The sequence below is a fragment of the Flavobacterium anhuiense genome (assembly GCF_001705175.1).
Lineage (GTDB): Bacteria > Bacteroidota > Bacteroidia > Flavobacteriales > Flavobacteriaceae > Flavobacterium > Flavobacterium anhuiense.
Genome location: NZ_CP016907.1, coordinates 2037250 through 2051094, shown reverse-complemented (window position 1 = coordinate 2051094; position 13845 = coordinate 2037250). Strand labels below are relative to the sequence as shown.

The 13845-nt window shown below is 36.5% G+C and carries 5 protein-coding genes; 3 read left to right on the top strand and 2 right to left on the bottom strand.

What is annotated here, in order from left to right:
• Positions 1-170 precede the first annotated feature (170 nt).
• The 3 genes from BB050_RS08715 to BB050_RS08705 all read left to right on the top strand — a co-directional run bounded on the left by BB050_RS08715 (position 171) and on the right by BB050_RS08705 (position 2682).
• Positions 171-1118, top strand: a complete 948-nt coding sequence (locus tag BB050_RS08715; RefSeq protein WP_066033307.1) for a bifunctional riboflavin kinase/FAD synthetase — start codon at positions 171-173, stop codon at positions 1116-1118.
• Between the two features lie 98 nt (positions 1119-1216).
• Entirely contained in the window at positions 1217-1654 is a 438-nt protein-coding gene (locus BB050_RS08710) for a hypothetical protein (protein WP_008465451.1), read from the top strand.
• Between the two features lie 161 nt (positions 1655-1815).
• Positions 1816-2682, top strand: coding sequence for a cupin-like domain-containing protein (locus tag BB050_RS08705; protein WP_008465452.1), 867 nt, complete (start codon positions 1816-1818; stop codon positions 2680-2682).
• A 42-nt stretch (positions 2683-2724) separates the two neighbouring features.
• Here the strand turns inward: BB050_RS08705 and BB050_RS08700 are convergent, their stop codons facing one another.
• Both BB050_RS08700 and BB050_RS08695 read right to left on the bottom strand, forming a co-directional pair.
• On the bottom strand, positions 2725-9573 hold the full coding sequence (locus BB050_RS08700) for a T9SS sorting signal type C domain-containing protein (RefSeq protein WP_066033306.1): 6849 nt from the start codon (positions 9571-9573) through the stop codon (positions 2725-2727).
• Positions 9574-9954: 381 nt separating this feature from the next.
• Complete coding sequence (locus BB050_RS08695) at positions 9955-13809, bottom strand: T9SS sorting signal type C domain-containing protein (protein ID WP_066033305.1); 3855 nt, start codon at positions 13807-13809, stop codon at positions 9955-9957.
• Positions 13810-13845 lie beyond the last annotated feature (36 nt).

Here is a 13845-nt window from a genome sequence, read left to right as displayed (position 1 = left end):
AAATTACTTTAATTAATTTGAAATTATATTATCTACACGACAATTATTGTTTTTAATCGACGAGTCGGCATATTTTACAAAAAGATATATTATCTGTTAAAAATCGATTTGGCATTGTATTAAATTTAAAAGAGAATAGTATAAATTTGCAGCATCTTAAATAATTTGTTTTGAAGCTCTTTCATTCTATAAACGATTTTCAGTCAACCAAGAAAACAATTTTAACTCTTGGTACCTTTGATGGCGTGCATATTGGTCATAAAAAAATTCTGGAACGAATTACTCAGAATACTGAAAATGGAAAATATGAAAGCCTAGTTCTGACCTTTTTTCCGCACCCGCGAATGGTTCTTCAGGAAAAGTCTGAAATAAGATTACTTAATACCATTGATGAAAAAATAAAACTTTTGGAAGCAACTGGAATAGAAAATCTAGTTGTTCATCCTTTTAACGAAAGTTTTTCAAGATTAACCGCTGAGGAATTCGTTCGTACCATTTTAGTAGAGAAATTTCAGATTCAAAAAATTATTATTGGACATGATCATCGTTTTGGCCGCAATAGAACAGCAAATATTGACGATTTAATTGCTTTTGGAATCGAATATGGATTTGAGGTAGAGCAAATTTCGGCTGAAGAAATTCAAGATGTTTCAGTTAGTTCAACCAAAATCAGAAAAGCTTTAAATGAAGGCAACATGGCTTTGGCCAATGAATATTTAGGTTATAGCTATTTCTTGAACGGAACCATTGTAAAAGGAAAACAGCTTGGACGTACCATTGGTTTTCCTACTGCAAATATCCATATTGAAGAAGATTATAAACTAATACCAAAAATTGGTGTTTATGTTGTGAGAGCTGTTGTAAACAATGAAACTGTTTTCGGCATGATGAATATTGGTTTTAATCCGACGGTCAATGGCGAAAAACAGACTATTGAAGTTCATTTGTTTAACTTTGACAAAGACATTTACGATCAGAACATTGAGGTTTCTTTATTGCATTATATTCGCGAAGAGCAAAAATTTAGCTCAGTAGATGCCTTGAAAGCGCAACTTGATCAAGATAAAATCAATTCTCTGGCTTTTATAAACTCTTCATTAAAGGATCAGACTGCATAGTTTTTACCGTTTTTAAATCATCGTAGTTATTTTTTTAGTAAATTTGATAGAACACTGTTTTTCAAATATTTACTATTAACTTCTAAAAAATAACCACTATGAAATTACCTAAAGAAATTACCAACGGGTTTTTGATTTTCCTCGGAATTGGCATTTATTTTTTATTAATGAATGTACTAGGTTTAGCAGATTTGTTTTATTTGAGAACACTTAACGTTTTCTTTATATTCTACGGTGTTAACAGGACAATGCAGATGAATCTTCATGAAGGGGAAACCAACTTTGTTTCTAATGCTGTTTCTGCGATGGCGACTTCTGTAGTTGGTGTCGCACTAAGTATTTTTGGCTTATTGGTTTATAGTTACGCCCGAGGTGGAGATGCCTACGTCAGAACTTTATCTGAGACATTTATGTTCGGAGGAAATCCATCAGTGCCAACTTACTGCATCTGCTTATTATTTGAAGGAATCGCTTCTTCTGTAATAGTAACTTTAATGATGATGCTGTATTGGAATAACAAATACGCAGCAGATTAATTTTTAATTTGTTGCAACCAAATTTAACGGCATACCTTTTTAAATGCACTTTTTGTGTATCGATCAAATCAAAAAATTTAGCCAAAAGAGATCTTAAATCTCAAGAAATATTTTTAAATTGCTTATAGCAGAGAGTTATAAGCAATTTTTTTATTTGAAAAATGAAGTTAAAACAAATTGAAAGGGTTAAAAAAATCTCAAAAGAAGATTTTGTTTCCCAATATGTAAAAAAACAAATTCCTGTTGTTATCGAAGAATTGACCGAAGATTGGCCAGCTTATAACAAATGGAGATTATCTTATATTAAAGAAATCGCAGGAGATTCCGTTGTTCCTTTGTATGATGACAGACCTGTAAATCACGAAGATGGTTTTAATGAAGCGCATACTACAATGAAAATGAGTGATTATATCGACTTATTGGAAGAAAAGCCTACTAATTACCGTATTTTTCTTTACAATCTAATGAAAGAAGTTCCTTCATTAAAAAACGACTTCTTATGGCCTGATATAGGCTTAAAATTAGTGAAGCAAATGCCGATGCTATTTTTCGGAGGCGAAAATTCGAGAGTTTTTATGCATTATGATATTGACTATTCAAACATCCTTCATTTCCATTTTCACGGGGAAAAGCAATGTATGATTTTTGCTCCAAGCCAATCGAAATTTATGTATAAAGTGCCTCATGCGTTAATTTCAAGAGAAGACATTGACTTTGATAATCCGGATTACGAAAAATTTCCAGCGCTTAAAAATGTTGAAGGTTATATCACAAATCTTAAACATGGCGAGATGCTCTATATGCCTGAAGGATATTGGCACTATATGAAATATCTAACGCCAGGATTTTCGATGAGCCTTCGCTCCTTTCCAAAAAACATTGTCAATTTATCCAAAGCGGCTTATAATGTTTTTATTATGCGTCACTTTGATATTATGATGCGAAAAATTCAAGGTCAAAAATGGATTGACTATAAAAACGAAAGGGCTCTTAAAGACACGCATCAGAATTTACAGCGTACCCTTTAATAAAAAAGCGGTTGAGAATTTAAAGACTCAACCGCTTTTTATTTATCTGAATACTATTTTTCTTGACGCTGTTTTTCCATTTTCTAAAGTTATCTTAACCAATAGAATTTGCGGTCCTGATTGAAAATTATTTATAATCCAATCTTTATTTCCAATTTCCTTTTTATGATATAACAATTTACCGCCTACATCATAAATAGAGACTTCTTGAAGATTTTCCTGTTCAGAAATAGATTGCAGTTTGATGTTTTTATCCTTAACAGAAACAACAATTTTTTGGTTTTGATTTTCAAAATCCTCATTTCCAAGTGCTTTATCATCATCACTATTTGTATAACGTAAAACAAAACGATTCAGAAAAGTTCCCGGTGCTGACCTAAACGTATAGCCTCCTGTTTTAAGATTATGAATCGTATTTGTTACATTGTCTTGCAGATAAATATTCTGATTACTTAAATTTCCATCTGTATGATCTATAGCAATTGTAAAATTACCTTCTGGAATAGTGGACTTATACCCTAAAGGGATTGTATCGCTCACAACAAAAGGCAACGCTCTTCCTTGAATAACCAATTTTTTCCCTTCATTAATGCTATAAAAATCAACATAAGGATTTGCATTCAGTGTGACTGCATCATAATTATAATCAAAAGAATTTGTTGCTCCCGTTACATATCCGATTAGTAATTGTTTAAAAGCTCCTTCTGTATTTGTAAAATTTAACCATACACGATGTTTTTCAATTAGAGCTGTATTTGCAGATTTAAAAAACTGGCTATTATTACTAGCCACTCTCATTGAGTTTGTATATACAGGATTCTGTCCTGTTCTGGATTTAGCAAAAAAACCTTGTCCTGCAGCAATATATCCTGCTGGTTCGCTTTGATTTCCTGGAGACGTTGCTCCAGTTCCCTCCATTGTTCCTATCTCTGTGAGTCCCGATAAATTATAATAAGCAAAATCACTACCCGTATAAGTATAGGTATTAGTGCCTGGAATTAAAGTAGGAGGACTATTATGTGTCCAAAAATACAATGTGCCGTAAAGGCGATCTGCATTATCATGAATAAATTGATCCGCATAAATTGCTGAAGGATATGGATTCCCTAGCAAAACTAATTTTTCAGCTGTAACTGGCGGACCAATAATCGTTCCGTTATTTGGCGTCCCCACAAATTGTCCACCGAAAATTTGAGTCGAATTCAAATCATAAAATTGAGGAGATCTAATACTGTAGCCGTTTCCTTTCACCATTTCTTCTGCTCCATTACTAATTAGTATCCATTTTTCCGTCGCAGAATTGAATTTATGATATTTATCCCAAAGTGTATTTGGCGATAAATCATGCAATGTAAAAGCTGGCACACGAGTTACCGGTGAAGACCAATACGTAACATCGTAACGTCTTACTGGCGTTGTATTTCTTTTATAGACAATATTTCCTGTATTATCTATATCGTTAATTTGAACTAAACTTGAATTGTTTTCAAAAGTTAAAATTCCATTACCAAGTACACTGACTTCATTTGTTACAGTGATTGTATTTGTACCCTGCACAATAAGAGATCCATTGTTCTGAACCGTTAATCTGCTGACAAAAAAGCTGGCATTAGTTCCCGAAATAATTGGATCAACTCCTACGTCTGGAATATCTACACAATCAGAAGCAATAGGAACGCCTGCTGGTGTCCAGTTTGCTGGATTTCCCCAATTGGCATCAACACTTCCATTCCACGCTTTAGTGACAAAAGCATTTATCATGATTGGTGTTGCTTCTGATTCACAACCTGATGCATTATTTCGTACTTGTACATTATACCCTCCAGAAGAAAGTCCTGTAAATACCCCAGAAGTATTGCTAAAATCTATTCCATCAATACTGTAAGTGTATCCCGTTCCAGATGCAGGTGATGTGACTGTAATAACACCTGTATTATTTATACAAGTTGGGAATTGAGTCACTGAAGCTGTAGGCGCAATCGGAAGTGGGTTTACAACTAAAGAAACGCTTTGAGTTGCTGAACATCCGTTTGAAGTTGTAATAGTCATTATACCGTTATAAGTCCCCGAAGCGGTATTTGCAGGTACAATCACATTTATAATATTTCCAGATCCAGAACTAAAAGGAAATGGCGTAGCACCTTGGTCTGTTAAAGTAATCCAGTCAATCGCATAACTAGTTGGAGATCCAGTTGTAGCATTATAAGCTAATGTAGTCGTCTGCTCTGACGGGCTTTGACAAACCGAAGCAAAGGCCCCTGCTGTACTAATGGTTGGAAGCGTATTAATGGTCAAAGAAATTGCTTGTGTTGTCAAACATCCATTTGATGTGGAAATTGTCATTACACCAGTATAAGTTCCTGCAGCTGTTCCAGCTGGAACATTAATATTATCAATATTTCCTCCTCCTGAATCAAAAGAAAAAGTGGTCGTTGCTTGATCATTTAATGTTACCCAATCTATAGAATAGTTTATTGGCGAACCGGTTGTAGCAGAATAAGGTAAAGAAGCAATTTGTGCAGATGCATCTTGACAAATTGAAATCAAATTTCCAGGTGTTGTAATTGTTGGAATCTCATTGATAGTTACTGTAAAAACATTATCTACAGACAAACAGCCATTTGCATTCATTACGGTTAACGTTCCTGTATAAGTTCCAGGAGCTGTTCCAGCTGGAATTGCAATACTAATTGGACTCGCTGTTAAAGCTTCATCAGTAACTGTCGCAAAACTATTTGTCGGACTGGCATTCCAAGTGATGCTGTAAGTTGTTGGCGAATTCGTAACTGCTATATACGGCAATGCCGTACTCTGTGTAACTGAACTTTCACATACTGATGCAGTAGCTCCTAATGTTATAGTTGGCAAAGGATTCACAGTAACTGTAAAATTATTCGCCGTTGATACGCATCCACTCGCATTGCTTACCGTCAATGTTCCTGTATAAGTTCCTGCGGCAGTTCCTGCAGGAACAGCAATACTAATCGGACTAGTTGTTAACGTCGCATTTGTAACTGCTAAGAAACTGTTTGTCGGACTGGCATTCCAAGTGATGCTATAATTCGTTGGTGAATTTGTTGTCGCGGTATAACTCAAGTTTGCCGTTTGAGCTGAAGCATTGAAGCAAACCGGTGTTGCTGTGCCAAGTGTGATAGTTGGCACCGCGTTTACAGTAACCGTAAAATTAGCTGCTGTAGACACACACCCATTTGCATTGCTTACCGTTAATGTCCCTGTATAAATTCCTGCTGCTGTATTGGCAGGTATTGGAATCGTAATAGGACCTGCAGGCAAGCTTGAATTTGTAACTGGTGCAAAAGTATTTGTCGGACTGGCATTCCAAGTGATGCTGTAATTTGTTGGCGAGTTTGTGGAAGCACTGTATGGCAGTGTCGTACTCTGTGGATTGGAACTTGCACATACCGCGGTCGTGGCTCCCAATGTTATTGCTGGCAATGGATTGACGATAACGGTAAAATTGGTTGCCGTTGATATGCATCCATTTGTATTACTTACCGTTATTGTTCCTGTATATGCCCCTGGCGCTGTGTTTGCAGGTATTGGAATGTTAATTGGGCTTGTTGGCAAGCTTGCATTTGTAACTGGCGCAAAAGTATTAGTTGGGCTCGAATTCCAAATGATGCTGTAATTTGTCGGCGAATTCGTAACCGCTGTATAAGGCAATGTCGTACTCTGTGCAACAGAATTTGTACATACCGCGGTAGTTGCACCTAATGTAATCGTTGGCAATGCGTTTACCGTTACTGTAAAATTAGTTGCCGTCGATACGCACCCGTTTGCATTGCTTACCGTTAATGTTCCTGTATACATTCCTGCTGCTGTATTGGCAGGTATGGGAATATTGATTGGACTTGCTGGAAGAGATGCATTTGAAACTGCTGTAAAAGTATTTGTTGGACTCGCATTCCAAGTGATGCTATAGTTAGTTGGTGCATTTGTAACTGCCGTATAAGGCAATGTTGTACTCTGTGCGCTCGAACTTATACATACTGCCGTAGTGGCGCTTAATGATATTGTCGGCAATGGATTTACGGTGACTGTAAAATTAGTTCCCGTAGAAGTACATCCTGCTGAATTTTTCACAGTAATAGTTCCCGTATATGTTCCAGCAGCAGTTCCGGCAGGAACTGCAATACTGATTGGACTAGCGGTTAACGTGGCATTTGTAACTGCTGCAAAACTATTCGTTGGACTGGAATTCCAAGTGATGCTATAGGTATTGGGAGAGTTTGTTGTCGCAGTATAATTCAGATTGGTAGTTTGGGCTGATGCACTAAAACAGACTGGCGTTGTCCCGGTTAATGTAATAGTTGGAGGTCCGCTTACTGTAACCGTAAAATTACTTGCTGTCGATACACATCCATTTGCATTTCTTACCGTTAATGTCCCCGTATATGTTCCAGCAGCTGTATTAGCAGGTATTGCAATACTAATCGGGCTTGCAGGCAGAGATGCATTTGTAACTGCGACAAAAGCATTCGTTGGACTGGCATTCCAAATAATACTGTATGTAGTTGGCGAATTTGTAACCGCTGTATAAGGCAATGGAGTATTCTGTGCGCTTGAACTTGTACATACCGCTGTGGTTGCTCCTAATGTAATCGTTGGCAATGCGTTTACCGTTACTGTAAAATTAGTTGCCGTCGATACGCACCCGTTTGCATTGCTTACCGTTAATGTTCCTGTATACGTTCCTGCTGCTGTATTGGCAGGTATTGGAATATTGATTGGACTTGCTGGAAGAGATGCATTTGAAACTGCTGTAAAAGTATTTGTTGGACTCGCATTCCAAGTGATGCTATAATTAGTTGGTGCATTTGTAACTGCCGTATAAGGCAATGTTGTACTCTGTGCGCTCGAACTTATACACACTGGCGTAGTGGCGCTTAATGATATTGTCGGCAATGGATTTACGGTGACTGTAAAATTAGTTCCCGTAGAAGTACATCCTGCTGAATTTTTCACAGTAATAGTTCCCGTATATGTTCCAGCAGCAGTTCCGGCAGGAACTGCAATACTGATTGGACTAGCGGTTAACGTGGCATTTGTAACTGCTGCAAAACTATTCGTTGGACTGGCATTCCAAGTGATGCTATACGTATTGGGAGAGTTTGTTGTCGCAGTATAATTCAGATTGGTAGTTTGGGCTGATGCATTAAAACAGACTGGCGTTGTCCCGGTTAATGTAATAGTTGGAGGTCCGCTTACTGTAACCGTAAAATTACTTGCTGTAGAGGTACATCCTGCAGCATTTCTTACCGTTAATGTCCCCGTATATGTTCCAGCAGCTGTATTAGCTGGTATTGCAATACTAATCGGGCTTGCAGGCAGAGATGCATTTGTAACTGCTGCAAAAGTATTCGTTGGACTGGCATTCCAAGTAACACTGTATGTAGTTGGCGAATTTGTTGTCGCAGTATAAGGCAATGGAGTATTCTGTGCGCTTGAACTTGTACATACCGCTGTGGCCGCTCCTAATGTAATCGTTGGTATTGCATTTACCGTTACTGTAAAATTAGTTGCGGTTGATACGCAAGTTCCATTATTAACTATTAATGATCCTGTATATGTTCCCGCAGCAGTTCCAGCAGGAACAGCAATAGTTATTGGACTTGCTGGTAAAGTCGCATTCGTAACTGGCAAGAAACTATTTGTAGGGCTTGCGTTCCAAGTAATACTATAATTTGTTGGTGAGTTTGTAGTTGCTGTATAGGGTAATGTTGTATTTTGCGCACTGGCACTGGCACATACTGCAACAGCTGATCCTAAGGTTATTGTTGGTGGAGCGCTAACTATTATAGTCACAGCATTACTTCCACTTATAGATGAAGTACAGTCTGCTGAAGCTAAAGAAGTAACTGTAATAGTACTATTTCCTGTGCCAATCAGCCCTGCCGCAGTAAAACTTCCAGATCCTGCAGTTGTCACAGTCATCGTTGCTGTTTGTCCTACATTATTTGGTCGGCTTACATTATAAGTTACGGTATAAGTACCCGTTGGCAGACTTGCTGCTGTACCTGTTAGCAGTACATCTGTAGTGGTTCCTGTGCAAATATTTGGAGCCGATATTCCAGTGAAACTATATGTTTTACAAGTATAAGTAATGGTAGCCTGCCCTCTTGCACCACTTCCTCCATTAGCTGGGTTATTAGAACTCATTGCCCCCCCACCTCCGCCTCCATTGGTCGTACCATTATTTCCAACACGATCTGTCAATATCACAGAATTAAAAGCCGCTCCTCCAGCACCAGCTCCAGTGACTGTACCATAACCACCTGCATTTCCACCACCACCAGAAGAAAGAAGTGCGCTTAATGCTGCACTAGATCCTGCTGTCCCATTTGTTCCAACTGCTGTTGCTAGATTTCCAATGGCTCCAACACCACCATTTCCACCAGTTGGAGTAGAAGTCGTAGTCGTATTCCCATTTCCTCCCTGCCCTCCAGGAGCATTTAAAAAAGCTGTAAATCCATTTATATAGGTTGACCCTCCAGCAGCACCATTACCAGCCCCTCCTGTAGCAGTTGCTCCAACGACAACATTTAAACTTGATACCGTTGTTGTATTGAGAGTTCCTCTTGCGTATGCACCACCGCCACCACCACCGCCACTTCGTCCTACTAGCGGTGTAACCTGTGCGCCACCTCCAGCACCTCCGGCACCCCATGCTTCAACGGTAACAACATCCATACCCGCAGGAAGAAGTAAAGTACCGCTTGCGGTAAATGTATGGGTTCTGGTTTGTGCTTCTAAAAAAGAGCTATAAAAAATTGTTAGAATTAAAATTGGAAGAAACTTTAATTTTTTGTGAAGATAATCTAATGTAAAAAAACTGAAAGAACTCAGCGTAGAAAGTAAATCTTTTTTCATCTTGTGGTATTTTAGTAATTGAAAAATAAATTCAAACTCAAAACAAGATTAATTGTAAAATCAAGTAGTAAAGTAATACTCTTTTACAATAAACTTAAGGCGGATAAAAGAAAGTCGTTGAAGCTGTATTTTGAACAAGCAAATTTAATGGCAAGGCTTATAAAAAGTATTTTATCGATTTAATATGCATTTAATCGACAAAACCTTATTACAAGGTACGATTTTGTTTACAGAAAAATTAATCTGATAATATTAAACTCAAATTTTAACACTCAGAAATCAAAAAAGATATAAAACAATAAAAAATTGTTAAATCAATAAATAAATCACTAACAATCAATAACTTAAGCTCAATTCAAGAAAAAACCTTTTTTCTAATTTTTAAAAAATAACTTTTTTTGAAGTTGATTTGCCATTTTGGAAATTAACTTTTACTAATAAAATTTGATGAGGGGAAAGCAAATTTTGAACAGATACCTTTTTAGTTTCAAGCTTATCTTTTTTGTACAATTCATTTCCAGAAATGTCGAATATTGTGATCTTTTTAATGTTTTCATTAAATGACTCAATATTTATGATTTGGTTTTTGACATATATGAAAGTACTTTTAGAATCGTCCTTGAAAGTTCCATTTCCTAAAGCTTTGTTAGAATAAACTATTGAAAATCGATTGTTAAAAGTTCCTGCTTCCGAATCAAATTGATATGGTCCTTCAGAAAGATTATGAAATTTATTTAAGCTTTTATCTACTAATAAAATATCAATTTCATTAAATAATGCATCCTGATGATCAATCTCCAATTTTAGCGTAGTTTTAACGGTTGTTTTATATCCCAAATTAAAAGAGTCACTCTCTATCCATGGCATTGCTTTTCCTTGAATTACTAGTTTTTTATCTTCTAAAGTGCTATAAAAGTCAATTTCTTGATTTGAACCGAAAGATACGGCATCATAATAATCTATCGCATTCGAAGCTTCTCGGGCGTAACCCAATAAAATTTGTTTTAAGGCATTTTTTTCATTATAAAGATTCAGCCAAAATCGAAGCTTTTCATTTTCTGTTTCTGCTTTAGAACTAATACTAGGTCTAAAAAATGAACTGTTACGAGCTTTAATCCGCATACTATTATTAAATTCAATAAAACCTTCTTCTTTACTTTGCACAAAAAAGCCCTGTCCTGAAGCTATTGTTCCGTCTGGAGTTGTGGTATAGTTTTCCGAATTTAAAGAAGAACTTATTCCAACGCCACCTAAAAGATTATACACAACGCAATCATCTGCCGAATACTTACCGTCAGAAGGAGGTGTACTATGTGTCCAAAAATAAAGAGCTCCATATATTTTTGAAGCATTTGCTTTTATAAAAAGATCTGCGCTTATTGCAGAGGGATACGGGTTTCCGATTAGATAAAAACCATCTACTACTTTAAATTCCGCGTCTATTTTACCATTATTCGGAATACCTTTAAAAGTTCCTTCAAATACCTGCCGCTCCGTAATAGAATAATTTTGTGGAGCTCTGATACAATAACCTTGCCCAGGGACCATGGTCATTGTTCCATTGTAATTTATAATCCAACGAGAAATTGGATCATGCCAGTAATATTTATCTGCAAGAGTGTTGGGCGAAAAATCTTTCATTGTCTGCCTATCAACGGGTGAAGACCAATAGGTCATATCATAGCGAATTACTGGTTTTGTTTTTCTTATTAAATGAATAATCCCAGTATTTACTATATCGTCATCTGATTGATATAAACTTGCTGCATCTTTTAAGACCAAAGTTCCAGAACCAGTATACGCAAAATCTATTGTAAGAGTATTATTTGCCAACAAGGTGACAGTCTTACCTTGATCGATATTGCAACCACAAATTGTAGTGGTGCTTAATTGTGGAAAATTTTCTTTAAAATACACATCTTTTCCCGCTGAAGGAGGACCATTTGACCATGATATTCCATTCCAAACTGTGGTATTTACGCAAAGTTTTAAACGTGCAATTCTATGCTTAGAAATACCAGAAACAGAATTAAAATTACCTCCAACAAGCAATTTATAATCCTCAGTAAATTTCATATCAAAAAGAGTATTATTTAGAGTCGCAGTAAAGGAATTATCGATAACGCCTGATGGCATTAATCTAATAAGTCTGGAAGATACCACATTTTTATATGTTCCTGAAAAAGCACCTCCAATCAAAATCCGGTCATCTGGTTGCACTAAAATAGAACGAATATCTCCTTTACTAAAACCTGTTCCAGATTCAAACGTCACATCAAGACTCCCATCGGTATTTAACCTAACTATTCTCTTTTGAGAAATTCCATCAAAGTTTAAAAAAGAGCCGCCAACAATAATCTTTTGATTTGATTGGAGTGCCATTGCATAGACATATTTATCAAATCCGTTTCGAATATTAAAACTGGAGTCAATACTTCCGTCAGGATTTAAACGAACTATACCGGAAAAAGGCTGGGCATTAAATGTCTTAAAGTGCCCGCCTAAAAGAATTTTTCCATCGGATTGTACTACTATTGCTTCAATAGTGCCATCGGCTCCCAAGCCAATATTAAAATTATTATCTTTTGTTCCATCTGGAAGAAGTCTCACAACACGACTATTGTTTAAAGTCGATCCATTGTATTTGGTAAATGCTCCTGCAACGATAATTTTTTGGTCGGTCTGAACAGCAAGTGCGTATACCTGTCCATTAAAACCTTCTCCAATGTTAAATGAATTATCAGTTTCTCCATTTGATAAAATTCTAATAATCCTATTAGTAAGTATATCATTGTATTTGGTGAAATTACCACCAATCACTATTTTCCCATCAGCTTGCAACACTGTTGTTTTTACCAAGTAGTTTGCTCCAGTTTTTCCTGTATTAAAAGAGGTATCGATAGAACCATCTTCTAAAAGGCAAGTTATCTTTGAAACCGCTGTTCCGTTAAATTTATTAAAATTACCTCCAACGATTATTTTCTGATTTGGAAGTGGCAAAATGTTCAAGACAGAATTATCGAAGCCAATACCTGAAGACAAATATGCAATATCGTGTTCTCCATCACTATTAATTTTAGCTAACCTACCTTGATTTTGTCCGTTAAAAACAGAAAAAGAGCCTCCTATAAACCAAGAACCTTCTTCATCGCACTCTAAGCTTAAAACAGAAGCGGAGGCTGGTCCTGAACCAATATCAAAATTAGTTTTTAAGGTTCCGTCTGAATTAAGAAAAACTACTCTATTAACTTCGGAGCCATTATAAAAGCCAGTAAAAGAGCCTCCTATCATTAAATCTCCATTCGAATCAATTTTAATTGTCTGAACTCCTTCTTTGCTGAAACCTAAGCCAACTTGAAAACTTTCATCTTTTGTTCCGTCAGCATTCAAATGAATAAAACGATTGGCCACAATATCGTTAAAAACGGTAAAATTGCCTCCTATAACCATTTTACCATCCGTTTGCAGTGCAATCGCATTAACATCATCGTTGAAGCCAGTCCCGCAATTAAAAGTGGAATCGAAACTTCCGTTACTATTTAAACGTACAATTCTGTTTGCTGGAGTTCCATTAAATGTGATAAAATTTCCAGTAAGAATTATTCTTTCATCAGTTGTAATCTTAACATGAGTTATATTTAATGTTGAGCCAGAGCCAGTCAAAAGAGAAGAATCAAGTGTTCCGTTGGGAAACAAACGAGCCACTCGATTTACTGTACTATTCGCATATTTTGTAAAACTTCCAACAATTATTATTTTCCCATCGGACTGCATCGCTATATCATAAACAATTCCTGTTGTCGCTCCTATCGAAGTATTAAAAGTGGGATCATAAGATCCGTCAGAGTTTAAGCGAATCAGTCTTCCAGCACTAATTCCGTTGTAGGCTGTGAAACTTCCTCCCAAAATAATTTTACCATCTGACTGCAAATAGGAAGCATAGATTTTGCCATTAAAACCCGTTCCTGTATTAAAACTTTCGTCGATTGAACCGTTGGGATTTAAACGAGTAAGATAAGAAATGGGGGATCCATTCAAACTCAGGTAATCTCCGCCAACAATTAAATTGCCATCCCTTTGTAAAAGAAGAGCTCGGACAGTCCCATCGAAACCATCTCCATACTGTCCGTCATCAAATACATTAAATGAATGGTCAACTTTTCCCTGCTGTGCGAGAATGCCTGAAAAGGGTAATAATAAAAAGAAGATTAGGCAATAGAATAAAGTTCTAATCAAAACTATGCAATTAAAGTTAATATTGTAAGAATTAGG

Coding starts and splice junctions, on each gene's coding strand:
- BB050_RS08710 (WP_008465451.1), top strand. CDS start 1,217: ATGAAATTACCTAAAGAAATTACCAACGGGTTTTTGATTTTCCTCGGA.
- BB050_RS08705 (WP_008465452.1), top strand. CDS start 1,816: ATGAAGTTAAAACAAATTGAAAGGGTTAAAAAAATCTCAAAAGAAGAT.
- BB050_RS08700 (WP_066033306.1), bottom strand. CDS start 9,573: ATGAAAAAAGATTTACTTTCTACGCTGAGTTCTTTCAGTTTTTTTACA.